The organism is Kribbella sp. NPDC003557 (assembly GCF_040610805.1).
In the GTDB taxonomy this organism is placed as follows: domain Bacteria; phylum Actinomycetota; class Actinomycetes; order Propionibacteriales; family Kribbellaceae; genus Kribbella.
Map to the genome: position 1 here is coordinate 37,339 of NZ_JBEXMY010000001.1, position 18,368 is coordinate 55,706.

General features: G+C 66.9%; 13 protein-coding genes. 9 read left to right on the forward strand and 4 right to left on the reverse strand.

Features of this window, described 5'->3' with window-relative positions; all coding sequences use genetic code 11:
• The first annotated feature begins 60 nt into the window (after nt 1–60).
• The 5 genes from ABZW60_RS00170 to ABZW60_RS00190 all read left to right on the forward strand — a co-directional run bounded on the left by ABZW60_RS00170 (nt 61) and on the right by ABZW60_RS00190 (nt 5,838).
• Nucleotides 61–1,407: a radical SAM protein gene (locus tag ABZW60_RS00170; protein ID WP_355472379.1), complete on the forward strand. Its 1,347-nt coding sequence runs from the start codon at nt 61–63 to the stop codon at nt 1,405–1,407.
• A gap of 26 nt (nt 1,408–1,433) precedes the next feature.
• The gene (locus ABZW60_RS00175; protein ID WP_355472381.1) at nt 1,434–2,612 is read left to right on the forward strand and encodes a hypothetical protein; all 1,179 of its coding nucleotides are present in this window, start codon (nt 1,434–1,436) and stop codon (nt 2,610–2,612) included.
• Complete coding sequence (locus ABZW60_RS00180; protein WP_355472382.1) at nt 2,609–3,337, forward strand: YqcI/YcgG family protein; 729 nt, start codon at nt 2,609–2,611, stop codon at nt 3,335–3,337. Before ABZW60_RS00175 ends, ABZW60_RS00180 begins: the two co-directional genes overlap by 4 nt.
• 81 nt (nt 3,338–3,418) lie before the next feature.
• Nucleotides 3,419–4,624 (forward strand): ATP-grasp domain-containing protein, encoded by a 1,206-nt coding sequence (locus ABZW60_RS00185; protein ID WP_355472384.1) that lies wholly within the window; start codon nt 3,419–3,421, stop codon nt 4,622–4,624.
• Complete coding sequence (locus tag ABZW60_RS00190) at nt 4,621–5,838, forward strand: hypothetical protein (protein ID WP_355472386.1); 1,218 nt, start codon at nt 4,621–4,623, stop codon at nt 5,836–5,838. Before ABZW60_RS00185 ends, ABZW60_RS00190 begins: the two co-directional genes overlap by 4 nt.
• Nucleotides 5,839–5,857: 19 nt before the next feature.
• Here the strand turns inward: ABZW60_RS00190 and ABZW60_RS00195 are convergent, their stop codons facing one another.
• The gene (locus ABZW60_RS00195) at nt 5,858–7,051 is read right to left on the reverse strand and encodes an ROK family protein (protein ID WP_355472388.1); all 1,194 of its coding nucleotides are present in this window, start codon (nt 7,049–7,051) and stop codon (nt 5,858–5,860) included.
• Nucleotides 7,052–7,294: 243 nt separating this feature from the next.
• Between ABZW60_RS00195 and ABZW60_RS00200 the strand changes: the two genes are divergently transcribed.
• From ABZW60_RS00200 to ABZW60_RS00215, 4 genes are read left to right on the forward strand one after another with little or no spacing between them, the layout of a single operon-like run.
• Entirely contained in the window at nt 7,295–8,596 is a 1,302-nt protein-coding gene (locus ABZW60_RS00200; RefSeq protein ID WP_355472390.1) for an extracellular solute-binding protein, read from the forward strand.
• A gap of 12 nt (nt 8,597–8,608) precedes the next feature.
• Complete coding sequence (locus tag ABZW60_RS00205) at nt 8,609–9,505, forward strand: sugar ABC transporter permease (RefSeq protein WP_355472392.1); 897 nt, start codon at nt 8,609–8,611, stop codon at nt 9,503–9,505.
• Nucleotides 9,502–10,446 (forward strand): carbohydrate ABC transporter permease, encoded by a 945-nt coding sequence (locus ABZW60_RS00210; RefSeq protein WP_355472394.1) that lies wholly within the window; start codon nt 9,502–9,504, stop codon nt 10,444–10,446. Before ABZW60_RS00205 ends, ABZW60_RS00210 begins: the two co-directional genes overlap by 4 nt.
• On the forward strand, nt 10,427–11,719 hold the full coding sequence (locus tag ABZW60_RS00215; RefSeq protein ID WP_355472396.1) for a Gfo/Idh/MocA family oxidoreductase: 1,293 nt from the start codon (nt 10,427–10,429) through the stop codon (nt 11,717–11,719). The genes ABZW60_RS00210 and ABZW60_RS00215 overlap by 20 nt, the downstream gene beginning before the upstream one ends.
• Nucleotides 11,720–11,726: 7 nt before the next feature.
• On the opposite strand, the gene ABZW60_RS00220 is transcribed toward ABZW60_RS00215, so the two are convergent.
• The 3 genes from ABZW60_RS00220 to ABZW60_RS00230 all read right to left on the reverse strand — a co-directional run bounded on the left by ABZW60_RS00220 (nt 11,727) and on the right by ABZW60_RS00230 (nt 18,350).
• On the reverse strand, nt 11,727–12,326 hold the full coding sequence (locus tag ABZW60_RS00220; RefSeq protein WP_355472398.1) for a DUF998 domain-containing protein: 600 nt from the start codon (nt 12,324–12,326) through the stop codon (nt 11,727–11,729).
• Nucleotides 12,327–12,481: 155 nt separating this feature from the next.
• A complete protein-coding gene (locus tag ABZW60_RS00225) occupies nt 12,482–17,266 on the reverse strand; it encodes a discoidin domain-containing protein (RefSeq protein WP_355472400.1) in 4,785 nt (1,594 codons plus the stop codon).
• Between the two features lie 52 nt (nt 17,267–17,318).
• Nucleotides 17,319–18,350 carry an enolase C-terminal domain-like protein gene (locus ABZW60_RS00230; RefSeq protein WP_355472402.1) on the reverse strand — a complete coding sequence of 344 codons (1,032 nt, stop codon included), beginning with the start codon at nt 18,348–18,350 and terminating at the stop codon, nt 17,319–17,321.
• Between the last annotated feature and the right edge of the window lie 18 nt (nt 18,351–18,368).

The window sequence follows — 18,368 nt, forward strand, 5'->3', positions numbered from 1 at the left end:
CCTGCCTGATCACGGGATCGCTCGGTACGTGCAAACGACGAGACAATGGGGTGAGGCGTCATGGCGAGAGTTGTGCTCGTGTATCCGGAGGTCTACGACCTGGCACGGTTCAAGGAGAAGCGCAAGGAGTTCCCACCGTTCGGGGTCCTCTACCTCGCCGCGGTCGCGGAGCTCGAAGGACACGAGGTGACCATCGAGAAGGTCTCCCCGTCCCACACCCGGCTCGACTTCACCGGCGCGGATCTGGTCGCGTTCTCGGTGCCGTCATCGGCCACTTACGGGATCGCCAAGGAAGCTCGCTTCAACAGCACGTACGACGGCGACCCGATCATCGCGGTCGGCGGTGTACATCCGAACTTCTACCCGGAACAGACCGTCGTCGACTTCGCGGCCGACGTCGTGGGCGTCGGCGAAGGCGAGGACACCTTCCTGGACCTTCTCGCCGTCCGGGATCGCAGACGACTCGTCGACGTGCCCGGGCTGATCGTGAACACCAAGGACGGTTTGGTCAGAACGGCGATGCGGCCGATGATCAAGGACATCGACCATCTCCCGCTGCCCGCGCGGCATCTGCTCGACGTCGACGACCTGGTGATGGCCGACCGGCTGTCCAACACCGACCTGCAGATGGCACACATCATGCTGAGCCGTGGCTGCCCGTTCCCGTGCCGCTTCTGTGCGGCCGCGCAGACCCGGATGCAGTACCGGTCCGGAGCGAGCGCCCGCCACGAGCTGATCCACCTCAAGGAGACGTACGGCGTCGAAGGGTTCGCCGTCGTCGACGACAACTTCATCGTCAACAAGCGCAAGGTCGCCGACGTCTGCGAGTCGATCAAGGACCTGTCGCTGACCTGGTCCGCGCTGTCCCGGGTCGACACCGTCGACGAGCCGCTGCTGCATTCGATGCGTGGCTCCGGCTGCATCGAGATCAAGTTCGGCATGGAGTCGGGCAGCGAACGCATGCTCAAGGCGATGGGCAAGCGGATCAAGCAGGACCAGATCAGGAACGCCGTCCGGACCGCCCACGAGGCCGGCATCAACGTCAAGCTCTTCCTCATCCACGGTTACCCCGGTGAGAACCGTGAGTCGACCCACGAAACGATGCGCATGCTCGAGGAGCTCGCGCCCATGGTGACCCGGGTGGCGCTGTTCAGGTTCGTGCCGCTCCCCGGAACGTACGTCTACAACAATCCTCTCGAGTTCGGCCTGCGCGGGACCGACAAAGCACCCGACTGGAACGGTGACTGGGGCAAATACCACATCCACCACAACGACGACCACTGGTGGGGCACGGACGCCGAGTTCACCGAACTGACGTCGTCCTACGCGGAACTGCGGTCGCTCGTCGACGCGACCTGGCCCGAGCGGTTCGACGCCCCAGCCTCGACAGCGACGGTCAGCGCATGACCTCCGAGCCGCAAGGAAGGGACCGAGTGGCAGTCCACGACCTGGAGCCCGGCGTCTACCTGGTGCTGTCCGACCCACAGCACCAGTTCCCTACAGTCTCGCGCCCGTCCCAGCCCTTCGTCGTACTGCGACTCGAGGTCGGCGACTCCACAGCGACGACGGGAAAATCCGTCCAACTCGACTCGTCGCGCCCGATCGCAACGGCCGTGTGGGCTCTCCAAGGCGGCCAGGTGTCCACCGCCGCGGACGGTCTGCGGGTGCCGGTCTGGAGCGGAGCAGGCCTGCACCCTGAGCTCCTGTCGCTGCTCGGAGCGTCTCGTACTGTCGTTCGAGATGCGCCCCTCGTGCCCGTGCCCCTCCTTCTGCTCGATCTGCGGCCCGGATGCTGCAGCTACTTTGCCTGCACACGGATCCGGCGGTCAGGGTCGAGCTGGGTGCGCCTGGGCGAGCACGAGGGCGCAGCGCTCGAGGAGATCGTGCAGCCCGGGCTCGAACTGCTGGCCGAGGTACGGCGGGAGATCTCGAGCGAGATGCACCAGTTCACGAACTTTCACAAGGACATCGAGATCGAGGTGAAGCTCACCGTCGCGACCGAGACATCGCCCGCGGCGATCGCCGACCATTTCGTCGGTCTGGTCGAGCGCAACGGCCTGCCGGGGTTCGTGTCCGACCTCGGGAACGAGATGCAGCGCTGGGAGTACAACCAGACAACCTTCGAGATCCTGTCTCCTGATCATGAGACGGGCTACATGGGATTCGTGCGTCAGCCCGACGGGACGTACGTGATCCGGCACAAGACGTTCCCGCGCGACACGCTGCGCCGCCGCGAGGTGTTCCACCACGGGGTGCGGTCCGGCCCCGAGGAGTTCGAGACCTACTTGGCCGAGGCCTTTCCCGAGCTGCGGTTCCGGCGGCTGCCGGAACTCTCCCGGAGCCGCTTCGACGTGAACCTCGAGTCGACGGCCACGGGGCATTTCTTCGGTATCGAAACGGACGAGGTCGTGGCCGACGGCCAGGTGATGCGCCAGGTCGAGATGGAGTACCACAAGTCCCGCCGGATTCCCTGTGTGAGTCCCGACGACATCGAGTCCGAGTTGTTCCGGCTGCAGGACCTCGTACTCGCGGAGCTGAAGTCGATCGGTATCGAGGCGGATGCAGGATACCGGTCCAAGCTGACGTTCCTCCGAGACATCGTCGACCGATGACGTCCGCCGACACCAGCTGGCTCCCTCGGGACCGCATCGCACAACTCCCGGCCGCCGATCGGCGCCGGACGCTGGTCGCGCAGTTCTGCGAGACGATCTCGGCACCCGGCTTTCCGTGCTTCTTCGCCCGGCAGGCCCTGACCAGTGAACAGATCGTCTTCGCGTATGCGGCCGGGTCCTCCGATCACGTGCTGAACGACTGTACGCTCGCACTCCGGCGCCTGGCGGCACGCATCCGCCACGCGCCGGAGCTGACCGGCGTACTCCTGGTCGACGTCGCCGACTGCCGGACCATTGACGAGGACGAAGCGTTCGCCGGCAAGCTGCTCAGGCACCTGATCGCGGCGAGCGCGACGCGATGGCCGAGCGACGCTCCGCGGGACCCGTCCGATCCACACTGGACGCTCTGGATCGACGGCGTGGGATTCTTCCTCAACATCAGCACGCCCCGGCACACGCGACGTCGTAGCCGGAACGTCGGCGATGCCATCGCCGTCATCGCGCAGGCCCGCGCGACCTTCGACGCCCCGGCTCCCAGCGATCCGCGGGTCCGGGGCAACATCCGCCGGCGAATCAGGGAATACGATTCCGTGCCGGTGCACGGTGCGCTCGGCCGGTACGGCAGCCCGGGGACCCGTGAGATCGACCAGTACTTTCTGGGAGACGGGGACAGCTGTGCCGGATCGAGAGCCGCACACGCCGAGTCTGAAAGCGCTCAGCGATGAGGTGGAGCACGGCGAGCTGGCGCACACGCTCCTCATCGCCGGAAGGCTCGACATCGATATCGAACAGGAGCTCAGACTAAAGTGGCTGTCCCGGGTCCGCAGCTGAGGTCAGCGCTCGTCGTCGTCGGTCCTTCCGCGGGCATCGCGCGCGCCGCGGTGCGGGGATCCGAGTCAGTCATCCTCGTGGGCCCGAACGTCGGACGGCTCACCGGTCACCTTCGGCCGCAGGTCGACGAACTGTTCAGCTGCGACTACTCCGACGAGGCGACGCTGCACGCCTTGGCGGACGTCTGGACGAAGGCCGGCGACCGGATCAGCGGTGTCGTCTCGTTGACCGAGGAAGGCCTGATGCCCGCGGCGAAGCTCGCCGCCCATCTGGGTGTTCCTGGGCTTCGGACGACGGCCGTCCACGCGACCCGGGACAAGCTGCGGATGCGATCCATCCTGGCCGCCGAGTGCCCCCACCTGACTGTCCGAGCGGTCGCTGCGAACGAGGTCGACCAAGCACTCGAACTCCTGTCCGAAGTCGGCACCGTCGTACTCAAACCCGCCGACGGGACAGCCAGCCGCGACGTTCAACTGCTGTCGAGTCCGGCTGAGCTCCTGGCGGCGGCCGAAGGCCTGAAGGGCTTCATCGTCGAGGAGCACGTCAGCGGCGTAGAGGTCAGCATCGAGTCGCTGAGCTCGAACGGCCGGCACGACATTGTCGCGATTGCCGAGAAGCGCGTTTCGGACAACTTCGTGGAGCTCGCACATCTGATGCCGCCCGTCTCCTTGAGTGCCGATCAGGTCAGGGCAGTCCACGGTGCCGTCCACGAAGCGCTGACCGCACTGGGCATTACCGATGGTCCGGCTCACACCGAGGTCATGGTCGGCGCCGGCGGAGTGACTGTCATCGAGTCGCACACCCGCCCCGGCGGTGACGGCATCGCCGACCTGGTCGAGCTGACCACCGGGATCGACTGGCGCCTGGCCTGTACGACGTGGCCGCTGGGCGATCGGCTGCCCGATCCCGTGCCCACTGCTGCTGCCGCAGCTGTCGTCTTCTTCACCGCGCCGCCGGGGGTCGTGCGGGAGATCCGCTCGGAGCCACCTGTGCTTCCCGGAGTCGAGTTCGAGGGCTGGTTCGTCGACGTCGCACCGGGGGACCTCGTCGGTCCGCTGCGGAGCTCGAAAGATCGCCTCGGAGCCGCCCGCCTGACTGCCGGCTCCACGGACGCCTGCGTGGCCGCCGTCGACGCATTGCTCGCCATGGACGTCGTCGTGACCGACGGGCGGCCGTCATGACGGTGTTGATGCTCAACCGGCACACGTTGTCGTGGGCCGCAGGTGCGGACGGCGAGTACATCCCGCGGCCGCCCGGCGCTCGGTGTCTGATCACCAGGACGTTCGGCGGCGGCCTGAACGGTTTCGATCCGGCGGCCTTTCCGGACGTGACGGTCTGCGACATGCTCGATCCCACGAGGCTCGAGGCGATCGTCGCCTGGGCCGCAGCCACCCGTTCCGCCGAGTACATCGTGGCGTTGCACGAGAAAGATCTCCTGCTGGCTGCTCGGGTACGTGCTCGGCACGGGCTTCCCGGGCCGACGGAGGCGGAGACGTGGCCGTTCCGGGACAAGGTCGCGATGAAGGACCGGCTCCGGGCGGCGGGATACTCGAGCATCCCGCAGTACATCGATTCGAGCGCATTCACCACCGTCGGTCAGCTGCCCTGGCGCGGAACGCAACTCGTCGTCAAGGCCCGCCGCGGACTCGGTGCATCAGAGGTACGGATAGTGCCGTGGAGCACCTCGGCCGTCCTCGCCGCGCACTCCGAGCTGCGCCTCGCCGCGGCGGACTGCGAGATCGAGGAGTACATCGACGCTCCGATGTTCCATTGCGACAGCGTCGTCGAGGGCGGACGGATCACGTTCGCGTCTGCCTCACGCTATTTGCGCAATCCGGGCAGCTTCAGCACGTCCGATCACCTGGGCAACGTCACACTGCGCCCAAACGATCCGCCTCGAGCCGAGCTGCTCGAGCACAACGCGAAGGTGATCGCCGCGCTGGGTCTGCGGAACGGGGTAACCCATATCGAGTTCTTCGCCAACGAGGAGCGTGGTGTCGTGTTCTGCGAGGCAGCAGCCCGCCCCGGAGGTGGCGGGATCGACGAGTGCGTCCGCCGTACGACGGGCGTCAACCTCGTCCGCGCCGCCGTACGGCTGCAGGCCGGCGAGACAGCACTCGACGCTCCGCCTGTCGCTCGGCCCGAGACAGTCTGTGGAGTGATCGGGCTGCTGTCCGACGAGTACCCGCCGAGCCTGGAGGACGAGCTCCGACGCCGTGTCCCGGGACTGGTGAGCTACACCGCCACCCCCGCGGCCCTGCCCGGCGGAATCCGCCACGCGACCGACTATCGCCACCGCGTGGTGATCACCGCCACTTCACAGGAAGAGTTCGACCACTACCGCGCCACCACCCTCGCCACTCACCAAGAACTCGTGCCGGCCGCGGTGACGTAAATACTTGGCGGGCCAACGCTCATCCGGCCTCCTCGGCGGTCTGGCCACGGGTGAAGGGGTTCGAGAACAGCGTCTCCTCGAAATCGGTGAGGGCCAGGCGGACCGCTCCCACGGCGGCTGCGCTCTCGCCGAGGGGTGAGACGACGACGCGGGGTTCGAACATGCAGACTCGGGCGAGTCTCGAGCGGATCGCGTCCGCCGCGATGTCGCCGGCGACGATCACGCCGCCGCCGACGACCACCACCTCGGGGTCGACGGTGATCACGAGCCCTTCGGTGGCCGCGGCGAACTCATCCGCGAAGTCGACGACCGCCTGGCGGGCGTCGGTCTCTCCTCGCTGTGCCGCCTCGAAGACCGTCAGCGGGTCGATCCCGAGCATTTCGTCACGCGGGAGCGTATCGACCCCGACGCCGGTGAAGCTCACGAGCTTGCGGTAGGCATCGACCAACTGGCGGCCGGACTCCGGCGGAATCTCCCCCGCGGCCCCGTGATGCCCCAGCGGTGAGACACCGTCGATGAGGTACGACGAGCCGATGCGTCGCCCCACGTGGAGATACACAGCACTACTGCAACCCACCGCCGCGCCGGCCCAGTACTCGGCGAGGACGGCAGCGCGCATGTCGTTCGCGACGCGCACGGGGACGGGGAGGAACGCACCCAGCAACTCGCCGATGCTGTGCCCCTCCATCTGCGGGATGGTGGAGCGCACCACCTGACCGTCGGCGCTCGCGATGCCGACCGTCGCGGCGGCCGCGGCGAGGATCTGCGCGGGGTCCCGATCGGCCAGGCGCAGCGCTTCCGTGATCGCCGTGCGTGCAGCAGCGCTGCGCTCCGCCGCGCTCGCGCCATCGGCCACCGGATAGTCCGCGCGCCCGATCACCCGTCCCGCCAGATCGGCGACGAGCGCTCGCACCCAATGCCGGGCGAGATCGACCCCGACCACACAGCCGGCCTGGGAGTCGAACGCTATCGTCCGAGCGGGACGGCCGGCCGAACGACGGCCTGGCGTCGCGGGTCTCGGTGCCGCAGCAGCCAGCCACCCCTGCTCGACCAGAGCGTCCACGACATCCTCAGCGGTCGGACGCGAGATGCCGACCGCCTGCGCGATCTCGGTCACCGTGTACCGGTCGCCCGCCGTGACCTCGCCGGCCGTACCGCTCGCCTGCGCGGCGTAGAGCAGCCGCAGCACGGCGGCGACGTTCAGCTTGCGCAACGTGGACGGGTCCCCCGCGTGCCCGGCACCGACACCCTTGACCGACATACACAATCTCATTTCTGAATGGCTTCAACGCTCACGATCAGCCCAAGAATAGAGCAAAGAGCGAAGGGTTGACAGCACCTCAGCCCGTTGCCAGACTACTTCAACCGCCCATTATGAAACTTTTTTGGATAACCGTCGCGCAACGTGTCGCATCGGCGGGCACGCCGCAACCCCCACTCGAGAAATGAGACATCCGTGCGTACACAACGGCGTACAACGCGGTCCCTGGTCCTGGGCGCCCTTGCCGCGGCTGCCCTCGCGCTCACCGGCTGCACGGCCGGTGCGCCCGCCTCGTCCGATTCCGGCGACGACGTCACTCTGACCTTCCTCGTCTCGGAGTCCCCGAACCTGACCCCGCAGTACTGGGACGCCGCGATCGCCCGGGCGTCGAAGGCGGTCCCCGGCGTCACGATCAAGAAGGTCGTCGGCGAGAACACCCCGGCGTACGCACAGCAACTGTTCGCGTCGGGTCAGGCGCCCGACCTCTTCGCCGCCGGTATCGCGAACGGCCTCGCGCAGCAGGGCAAACTCGCCGAGTACAGCCGCGACGAGCTGACGGCCGCCGGCATCACGGACTTCACCTCCGGCACCATCAACGGCAAGTTCTACGGCATCCCCACCGGCGCACAGGCGATTCCGCTCGTCTACTACAACAAGGACCTGTTCAAGAAGGCCGGTATCACCGCCCCGCCGAAGACCTACGCCGAGCTGCTCGAGGACTGCGCGAAGCTGAAGGCTGCCGGTGTCTCCCCGTTCGAGATCGGCGGTGGCGGCAAGGACACCTGGGCGACGTCGTTCGCGCTGAACGCCACCGTCTCGGCCGACGTCCAGGTCGCCGATCCGGCATGGTTCCTCAAGCGCGAGAAGGGCGAGGTGAAGTTCACCGATCCGGAGTTCGTCGGCGCCGCGGCGAAGGTCGCGAAGATCGTGACGGACGGCTTCGCCGATCCGAACGGCATGACCCGGACCTACGCCGACCTCGAGCAGGCGTTCCTCGCCGGCAAGGCGGCGATGTACCCGATGGGATCGTGGTTCACCGCCGCGGCCGACGGCAAGAAGCTGACCAACATCGGCGTGTTCGGCTGGCCCGGTGACGACGGCAAGCCTGCCTACCCGGTCGTCACGGGCGCGGGCATGAACGTGAACGCGGGTTCGAAGAACGTCGATCTGGCCAAGAAGTGGGCACTGGCGTTCGCGACCGACAAGGAGAATCTCGACGCCTCCGTGATCACCGACGGCGCGATCGTAACAGTGAAGGACTACACGATCCCCGCCGGTGTGGGTGTGCTCTACAAGGAGATGGCGGCCGGCTACGACGCGGCCGTCGCCGAGAAGGCGACCGTCCCGGCCTGGGGCAACATCACCGGCGACGGCGCGCTCCCGCCGGGCTTCAACGACAAGCTGATCGCGGCCGGCGTCGACCTTCTGACGGGCAAGACAACGCCCGAGAAGTTCGCGAAGTACCTCGACGAGCAGTACACCGCCGCGCAGAAGTAGGCGAAGAGCGCCATGAGCACGCACACGAAGCGCCGGATGATCCCGCGCAATCCTCTCCATTTCCTCTTGTTCGCACTGCCCGGCGCCGCGCTCTACGCGGTGTTCGTGCTCTGGCCGCTGCTGGTCGCGTTCGGGTCGAGCCTGACGAACGAGGACGCCTACCGGGTCAGCACCTCGTTCGTCTGGTTCGAGAACTACGCGCGGCTGTTCTCCGATCCGGCGTACCTGCAGACCCTGGGCAACACCGTGATCCTCACCGTCATCTGCATCATCGTGCCGAACGCGCTCGGGCTCGGGATCGCGATCCTGCTCGACCGGAGCGGATGGGTCTTCAACGCGATGCGCGCGGTGTTCTTCGTGCCGGTCATCCTCTCCTCCGTCGTCGTGGCGGTGATCTGGCAACTGCTGCTCAAGGACGACGGCCTGATCAACTCAGCACTGCACTCCTTCATACCCAACCCGCCTGGCTGGCTGTCCGATCCCTCCCTCGCTCTGTACAGCGTGGGCGCGATCGTCGCGTGGCAGTCCGTCGGCGTGTGCGTCGTGCTGTACCTCGCAGGGCTGCAGAGCGTCCCCAAGGAACTCCTGGAAGCGGCGTCCATCGACGGCGCCGGCCCGGTGCGCCAGTTCAGGGCCGTGACGTGGCCGCTGCTGGCGCCCTCGGTCACCATCATGACCGTGCTGTCGATGATCGGCGGCTTCAAGATCTACGACCAGGTGAAGGTGATGACCAACGGCGGGCCCGGCGTCGGCGCGACGTCGACCCTCGCGTTCGACGTCGTGCACACCGGCCTCGACGCGGGTGCCGTGGGGTACGCCGCCGCCAAGGCCGCCGTCATGTTCCTCATCATCGCCGTGATCTCGCTGTTCTCGATCCGGCTCATGCGCAAACGGGAGGTGGACCTGTGACCACCGCGGAGTCGACCGATGTCGTCGAAGGCACCACCGAGAACACCACCGAAGGCAGCACAGCAGACACCACGGGCCGCGCCCGTCGCCGCAGGCGTCGTCGGCGCGGCGTGGAGGCGAGCGGCGCCGGACCGGTCCACACCGGGATCGCGCTGGTCGTGACCGCGATCTTCATCTACCCGATCTACCTCGTCGTGCTGAACGCTTTCAAGACGCAGGACGACATCTACAAGTACCCCGGGCTGCCCGTGCTGCCGCTGACGGTGCAGAACTTCGTCGACGTCTTCACGCGTCCCGACGCGCTGTTCTGGACCGGCCTGGTCAACAGCATCCAGATCACCGTGATCGGCACCCTGGTCTCCACCGTCGTCGCCGCGATGATGGCGCACTACATGGTGCGTTCGTCGAGCTGGTTCGCGAAGCTGCTGTGGATCACCATCCCGCTCGGGCTGATGATCCCCCAGGCGACGACTCTGCTGCCGCTGCTGCGCATGCTGCGGGACTTCGGGCTGATCGGCTCGGTGTTCGGCCTGATCATCGTGTACGTCGCGGGGAACCTGCCCTTCGGAGTGCTGGTCTTCACGGGGTTCATGCGGACCATCCCGAAGGGCATCGAGGAGGCCGCCGCCATCGACGGCGCCGGGCCGATCCGCACGTTCTGGGCGATCGTGTTCCCGCTGCTGCGGCCGGCGGGAGCGAGTGTCGTGATCTTCCTCGCGGTCGGGCTGTGGAACGACTTCATCACTCCGCTGATCATCCTCGGACCGGCCAGCGGAAGCACGGTCACGGTCGGCATGTACCGCCAGATCAGCGAACACGTGTCGAACTACGGCGCCGTGTTCGCCTACATGGTGCTCGCCACGATCCCGATCGTCATCCTGTTCGTCTTCTTGCAGAAGTACTTCGTGAAGGGACTGCTCAGTGGCGCAGCAAAGGGATGACGCCGGCGTGCGCGGCCCGCGGGACATCCGCCTGGCCGTCGTCGGCGCCGGAATGCGTGGGCAGGCGTACGCGGCGGAGGCCGCCGAGCTCCCGGGCGTCGAGGTGGTCGCAGTAGCTGAGCGGAACCCGGCAACGCTCGCCCGCTTCACCGGCCTCTTCCCGGACGCGCAGGCGTTCGACGACTGGCGCGATCTCGCCGCGCTGCCGCGCCTCGCCGACGCCGTCATCGTCGCGCTTCCCGACGAGTACCACCGCGACGCGAGCGTGGCCTTCGCCGAGGCCGGCTACGACATCCTCCTGGAGAAGCCGATCGCGACCAGCCCGGAGGACTGCGACGACATCGAGAACGCCGCGAAGACCAACGGCGTCAGCATCACCGTGTGCCATGTGCTGCGGTACACGGCGTACACGAAGAAGTTGCGCCGGCTCCTCGATGCCGGCGCGATCGGCGAGGTCCTGCAGATCGAGCATCTCGAGCCGATCGGTCATCTCCACTTCGCGCACTCGTTCGTCCGCGGGAACTGGGCCCGCTCCGTCACCAGCCACAGCCTGCTGCTCGCGAAGTCGTGCCACGACATCGACTGGCTGCTGCACATCATGGGACGCCCGGTGCGGCGCGTGACGTCCTTCGGCTCGCTCGGGTACTTCCGCCCCGAATCACAGCCGTCCGGCGCGTCCGATCGCTGCGTGACCTGTGCGGTGGAGTCCTCGTGCGCGTTTTCCGCCGTACGGTTCTATCGCAGCGGGCTGAACAACCCCGGGTCCGCCGAGGAGTACAACGCCCTGGTCATGGCGGGTGAGGTAACCCCTGATGCGATCGACCGTGCTCTGGAAACCGGCCCCTGGGGGCGGTGTGCGTACCTCTGCGACAACGACGTGGTCGACCACCAGACCGTGCAGCTCGAGTTCAGCGACGGACGCCTCGCGAGCTTCAGCCTCTCCGCCTTCACCGAGGGCAGCAACCGCAAAACCCGCCTGTTCGGCACCGCCGGGCAGATCACCGGCGACGGGCGGATGATCAGCGTCTACGACTTCCGCACGCTGGAGACGACGGTGTACGACACCGACGAACTCGGCTTCGACGCCGCGGCGGGTCACGGCGGCGGCGACCGGCAGCTGGTCGAGACGTTCGTCGCCGCACTGCGGGACGACTCCCCCGGCCAACTCAGCACGAGCATCACCGAGAGCATGGCCAGCCACCGCGTGGTGTTCGCCGCCGAGAAAGCCCGCCGCACCGGCACCGTCATATCCCTGGCTCCTGCCGACGCGTGATCCAGCGCTAGACGCCGACACCACCCTGAGACGCGCGGTTGGGGAGCGGTCGCCGCAGACGCACGGACAAGGCCGTGACGAAGGTGAACTGGATGGCTGTGCCGATCACGAGGCGAATCGGGAGACTGTCCGCCTGCGGAAGCCCGTCCACGGTCAACACCAGGACCGGGGCTGCGTAGCACGCCCAGCCCCATCCTCGGTCTCGTGCATGGGCGAAACGACGTGCGAGAACGACATTCGCAACGATCCACGCTTGTGCCATCGCGAAGCCGACTTCGTGCAGGACGCCGTGCCAACTGACCTGCTCGGGCGCTCCGGCGGGTGCACCAGGCGGGAACCCAGCGCCCGGATCGGTAGTGAACAGCCCCGCGATGATCAGTCCGACTCCCGTGACACCGAACAGGAGCGGCACCCAGGTACCGCCTCGCCCGTCCCCGATCGTACGTCGGACACCGGCCGCGAACGCCACGAAGAGACTTCCGCAGACGACGAAGTTGAGGACCTGCACCCACCCCTTGTCTCCGAGCGCCAAGAGACTGAGAGGGTGCTTGGTCAGGTCGAAGCCATCGCGGGTCAACGCCTGGATCAGCCAAACAGCGAGAAACAACGGTCCCGCGACGTCACGGACGCTTTGTGCGCCTCTCGACGGAGACGTCGGACCTGCCTTTCCACGCCGGACACCGGACCGGGCGGCAGATTCAGGGCGCAGTGATCGGGGGTGATGGCCCCGAGGCATCGTCAGACATCTCGGGGCCACCAGACCTACTGATTCACGACGTTCACAGTCGCGGTCGCCTTCGCCGCGGTGCCCGGTACCGCACCGTGCACTGCGAACCAGCCTGGCGTGGCGACCATGTCCGGGGTCACGCGATCCCAAGTCACATCGACCTGTCCAGTGGTTCCGTCGCTGTACACGGCGCTGGTCTGCGCCGGCAGGTCAGGCAGTTCACCAACCTTCGTGTCGACGGTGACCGATGTGAAGTCGACGACGGACTTCGGCTTCTGTCCTGCGTACACGCCGAACTCGGCCAGACCGGATTCCGCGCCGCTCGGGTTGTCGTAGGCGTTGTCGGGATCGATCGTGAACTTCACCCAGCTCGTCGTCACCGGAGCGTCGAACCTCACGATGTTGTCCGGCTGCCCGTCCCACTGGATGCCGGTCACCCGCTTGCTGCCACCGTCCCACTCCAGGACGCCTTCCACGATCTGGTTGACGTCATGGCCGCGGTCGACGAGGTTGACGTGGTCGATCGTGACCGGCGCCGGGAACTGCAGCTTGATCCACGGGCTGCGGTCGGTCTGTTTGGCCGCCCAGGAGGTTGCCTTGTTCCCGTCCGTCGCCTTCGGTCCCAGATAGCGGTCGTCCTGGCTGTTGCCGTCCGGTACGCCGTTGCGGTCGCGGACGGAGGAAACCGTCACGGTTGCCGCACTCGCGATGTTGTCGGACAGCGCCGTGATCGCGACCGGGTTCGACTCGACCGGTACGCCGTCCAGCGTCACGACGGCCTTCGCGGTGGCCTGGAACGCACTGGCGATCGGCTCCTTCAGCACGATCGTGTTACTGCCAGGCACCGCCTGCAGCCTGCTGTCGCTGAGAACGTACTCGGTCTTCGCCTTCGACAGGTTCGCCTTCTCGCCGGTGTTCAGGGTGCCCTCGACCGTGCCGACGACCGGCTCGTTCGCCGTGACCGAGCTGTTGCTGAGGGCCAGTTTTACCTGCTTCAGGAAGTCCGGGAACGACATCCGGCCGGCCGCGTCCACGTCGACGTAGAAGTAGTCCTCGGCCCGGTATCCGGCCAGCTCCGCCGACACGGTGATCCGTGCCCTTCCGGCCGCACCGGACGTCAGCACCCGATCGGCGCCTACGCCCACCACCGACGGATTGTCGCTGGTGATCGTCAGCTCGGCGTCCGTCAGGTCGAGAGGTGCACCCAGGAACGACGAGCCCTTCACCTCGATCGTCGCCGTCCGGCCGTCCGGCCCGGCCTGAGGCTGGAGCTCAATACTGCCGAGGGCGGTCAGGTCCCGCAGTGAGTACACCCGGACGTCCAGTACGTCGACCGGACTGCCACCTTGCCCGCCGCCGGGGAACGAGACCCTGACATAGCGGGCGTGCACGCTGGGCTTGGTGGGATCGACCGGGTAGTTGTAGTACAGACCGTCCTGCTCCCAGCCGTACAGGGTGGTGTCGCTGCCCGGAACGGCGAGTGTGTTACGGGCGGTCGGCAGGCCGCCGCCGGACACCGTGTTCGTCTCGTTGCCGGCGGTCCAGTGCTCGCCGTCCTCGCTGTACTCGATCTTCACCTTCTTCGGCACGTTGTAGTACGTGACGTTGTCGGCGTCGGGCATGTGGTGATTGAAGAAGACGTTCACCCGCGACAGATCCTGCATCTTGCCCAGGTCGTAGGTGATGGCCGCGTTCTCGTCGCCGGCCGGGGCCGTCCACTTCGCCAGGTTGCCGCCGGTCGCGTCGTTGACCGTGCCGTCGGACAGGAGCTTGGCGTGAGCGTTGTCGGTGGTCACCTTCGGCGTGATACCCGCCGCCACGTCGGAGTCCGGGACCAGCGTGATGTAGTTGCGCGTCGAGGTGTAGGTCTTCCCGTCCACCGTCAGGTCGGCCCAGTAGCTGTACATCGTCGGCGCGGGCACCTTGCCGGTGAAGCGCATCTTCCTGCCCTCGACAACGAAAGGCGACCGGTCGGCCGGGATCTCCGTGACCGTGATCCTGCCCGCGGAGTTGTCCCGCCGGCCGTCCACCGTCGCGTAGTGGAACTTCACGTTCGACGCGTCGAGGACATCGACGTCGCCGCCCTTGCGGGTGTAACCCTTGAACGCCACCGGGACGTCCTTGTCGGTGCCGAACTGCCCCCAGAACTGGGCGCCGTTCGTCAGCAGGTTCACGCCGACCAGTGGAAGAGCGGCGGAGATCGCCCGGTTCCGGACCTCGACCGGGTAGGTGTCCGTCATGACCTGCGGGCTGTTGACACCGTCGTCGTACGTCGCCGTCACGGTGATGGTCGCCGTACCGTCGCCGATCGGCCGGACCATACCGGTCGCCGCGCTCACGGTCGCCACCTGCGGGTTGCTGCTCGTGTACTTGAGCTTCGCGGGAGCAAACACGTTCGTGTAGTCGTTCATATAGCTCTCGGCCCGCAACTGGAGATTGTCCGGCGCCGTCTGGCTGCTGAAGAGCTTGACACTGGTCATCTTGTACGCCCGGACCGGGTTCGCGGTGCGGATCTTGATGATGGTGTCGATGGGATCCGCGGTGACGTCGGAGGTGTCGATCGAGACGTAGTACTTGCCGTTCGACGTCTCGGTGGTGAACGGCAGCGAGCTGCCCTTGTTCAGCCACTGCACCTGCTGGACCGGGTGGTCGAAGGGGCCGATATGGCTCATCGCTGCCTGGCCGGTGAAGCCCGTCTTCGCCGTCCCCCGAATCTGGTTCCTGACCATGTGCAGGTACACGTCCTGGTCGCGGGACATCGCATACCCCCAGTCCGGCCCCTGACCGTGCGCGATCGCCTTCTGCGGGTCGGTGTACCAGCCGGGCTTGAGCGTGTAGTCCATCGTGTACGGCGTGGTGCCGTACAGCGACTCACGCAGATCGGGCCCGCGCCGGTTGTCCATCCACCGCACGATCGACGACCGCATGTCCGCCAGCTGCTGCGACGACACCGGCACCATCGAGAAGATGTTGGTGTTGTCCAGGTTGCTGCTCAGGTTGTCCATACCGCGCGTCACGGTGATGGAGGAGTCGTAGTTCATGACGTAGCCGTGGCCGTACTGGTTGATCAGCTCTTTCGTGGCCTCGGCCCAGTCGTCGCGTTCGTTGCCCTTGGCGTACTGCGTCCACACGTCGAGCGCGGTCGTGTAGGGGTCGTTCCACTCCTCGTGCGCGACCTTCCGGCCCTGTGGCTTGATCCCGTTGATCCAGCCACCGTTGGTGTAAGGCTCGCTGTTCCAGAACGGGCGCTCGTGCAGCGTGATGTCCTGGTCGCCGGTCTGAGCGTTCGGGTTCGCGTCGATCAGCACCCGGTCGTTGTAGTTGCGCGCGGAACTCCAGGCGACGTCCGGGTTGGAGTAGCTCTCGGGCCCCCCGTCGGCGAAGACGTACCAGGGGTCGTACCGCGCCACCAGATTCTGGATATCGCTCTCGAGGATCTGGGAGCCTTCGTACAACGACGACACGTAGACGCCGAACTTCAGGCCGTAGCGTTCGGCGGCCTGTTTCGCCTGCTCCACACGGTCCTTGACGTGCCAACTGCCGTCCGCCGACTGGTACAGGGCGTTGTACTTGAACAGCTTGTTGGAATTGTTCGGCGTCAGGTTCGCGTTCGGCGAGGGCCAGTAGTAGATGGTGTTCTGCAGGCTCTCGGTGGAGAGCATGGTCATGCCCATCTCTTTGGCGGTCTGGGCCCACTCGTCGTAGTTGAAGTTCGGGTCGTACAGGTTCGGCATCGTGCCGGTAGTGTGCGACAGCGCCGCCATCTTGCCGTCGATGAACCAGTCGACCGGGTTCTTCTTCACCGTGATCGTGTACGGCTTCGTGGTCGTGGCACCCGCCGCGTCCGTGGCCTTCACCGTGAAGGTGTAGTCCTTCTGCGAGGCGCCGTTGGCGCCGTCCGCGACCTTGCCGTCGATGTGGCCGTCGGACGCCAGCGTCAGGCCGGGCGGCAGTTGGCCGGCGTCGATCGTCCAGGAGTAACCCGGGCTTCCGCCCGCTGCTTGGAACGTGAACGGAGCCGCCTGCGGGGCGATGCCGGAGGTGTTGCGGTTGCCGTCGATCGTCGCGACCATGCCGACGTACGGGTTCTCGTCGTACGCGTACGGCAGTGTGTTCGAGGGGTAGTCGTTGGCGGGAACATCGGCGTTGCGCGCGGCGAAGGCCTGTCGGTCCACGGACAAGCCCTTGGTGACGATGCTGAGCTGGTTGCCGGCCGCGTTCGGCCCGGTCACGGAGTAGGTCAGGCCCGGTACGACGTTGCCAGCGTTGTCGCCGATCCGCGTGTAGAAGCCGAGGAAGTTCTTGTTCTTGCCGGGGTTCTTGTGCTGGATCTCGATGACCAGCTTGTTCCAGCCCTGGTTCAGCTGGACCGGGTACTTCGTGCCGGACTTGCTGACCCGGCTCGGGACCTGGGTCTGCTGCCCGACCGGAGCGTCGTTGGCGAACAGCCGGTACAGGCCCGATCCGCCGACCTGCCACTGCACGGCCTGCGCGGTGGGGCTGTAGACGTAGCCGGCGGCCCCGACCCACTTGTCGACCGTGGGCTGCCCCTGCTTGACGTCGAAGTAGCCCATCAAGTCGTTGTAGTCGTCGTAGTTCCGGTTGAAGATCCGGTCGTCGAAGTACTGCCAGCTGGATGTGTCCTTGCCGATCGCGTCCGCGTCGGCGTAGGGGCCTGACACCACCCATTGGTTCAGGTACGGCGCGGTTCCGCCCGTCTGTGCCGCCTGGGCTTGCGGCTGGGCCAGGACGCCCGCAGCCAGACCGAGCGCGGTCACGGCCGCGAGCACGCCGTACCGCATACTGCGCAATCTTTTCACGCTACCTCCTTCGAATTGGCGGAGCTGAATGCTGGTGGAGCGAACCGCGCGGTCACTCGTAGCCGATGCCGGGCGCGGTAGGAGCGCGGACGAGGCCGTCCGGGCCGACGGTTGGTTCGCGGACGATCGGGTTCGTGTGGACGAGGGACTCGTAGTACGAGGTGTTCGGGATCGCCATGCACAAGTGGGCGTTGACGATGTCCGAGCCGTGCACCTCGGCGCGCAACTGGAAGCTGTCGGCCAGGTGCGCGATCCGCATCGCTCCGGTGATTCCGCCCTTGTACTGTGCGCTGGTCCGGACGTACCCCGCGGCACCGGCGGCGATGAAGTCCGCGACGTTCAGGTGCGCGCCGTCGGAGGTCTCGGCGACCAGCAGCGGTACGTCGACACGCTCGGCGAGCCGCTGGTACGCCGTGACGCCGAACTCGCGCATCGGCTCCTCGTACCAGGTGTAGCCGACCTCCGACAGTGCCCTGCCGACGTACACAGCGTCGGTCAGGTCGAAGCCGGCCGACCCGTCGTACATCAGCGGAACGTCGTCGCCGACGTGGGCCCGCAGCTTCTGGCACAGGTCGGCGTCCGCGCGCGCATCGCCCCAGGCGTGCAGCTTGATCGCCTTGTAGCCGGCCTCGAGGCATTGGTCGGCGACGTCGAGGTACTCCTCCACCGACGAGAACGTCACGGTGCTCGCATAGGCGGGGATGGCGTCGCGGAACGTCCCGAGCAACTGGTGCACCGGAAGTCCCGCGGCCTTCCCGGCGAGGTCCCACAACGCGACGTCGACCAGGCCGAGCGCGTAGATCGGCAGTTCCTCGATCCGGTCCAGCTCCCAGAGGCGATGCCACAGGAGCTCCCGCCAGAGCGGATCCGCACCGATCAGATCGGCGCGGATCCGGCGGTCGACGAGGTCGGCCACGATGCGTCCGCGGCGAGTCCGCGCCTCGCCGGTCAGTCCCTCGTCGGTGTGGATCCGCAGGATGCCGCCGACGACCGGCCCCTCCGACCCCGGCAGCCCGGCGCGCCACCGGAACGGCGGCTGCGCCGGCAGGTCGACCAGGTCCAGGGTCACGTCTGTGATTCGCATGTCGTCCTTCAGATCGGG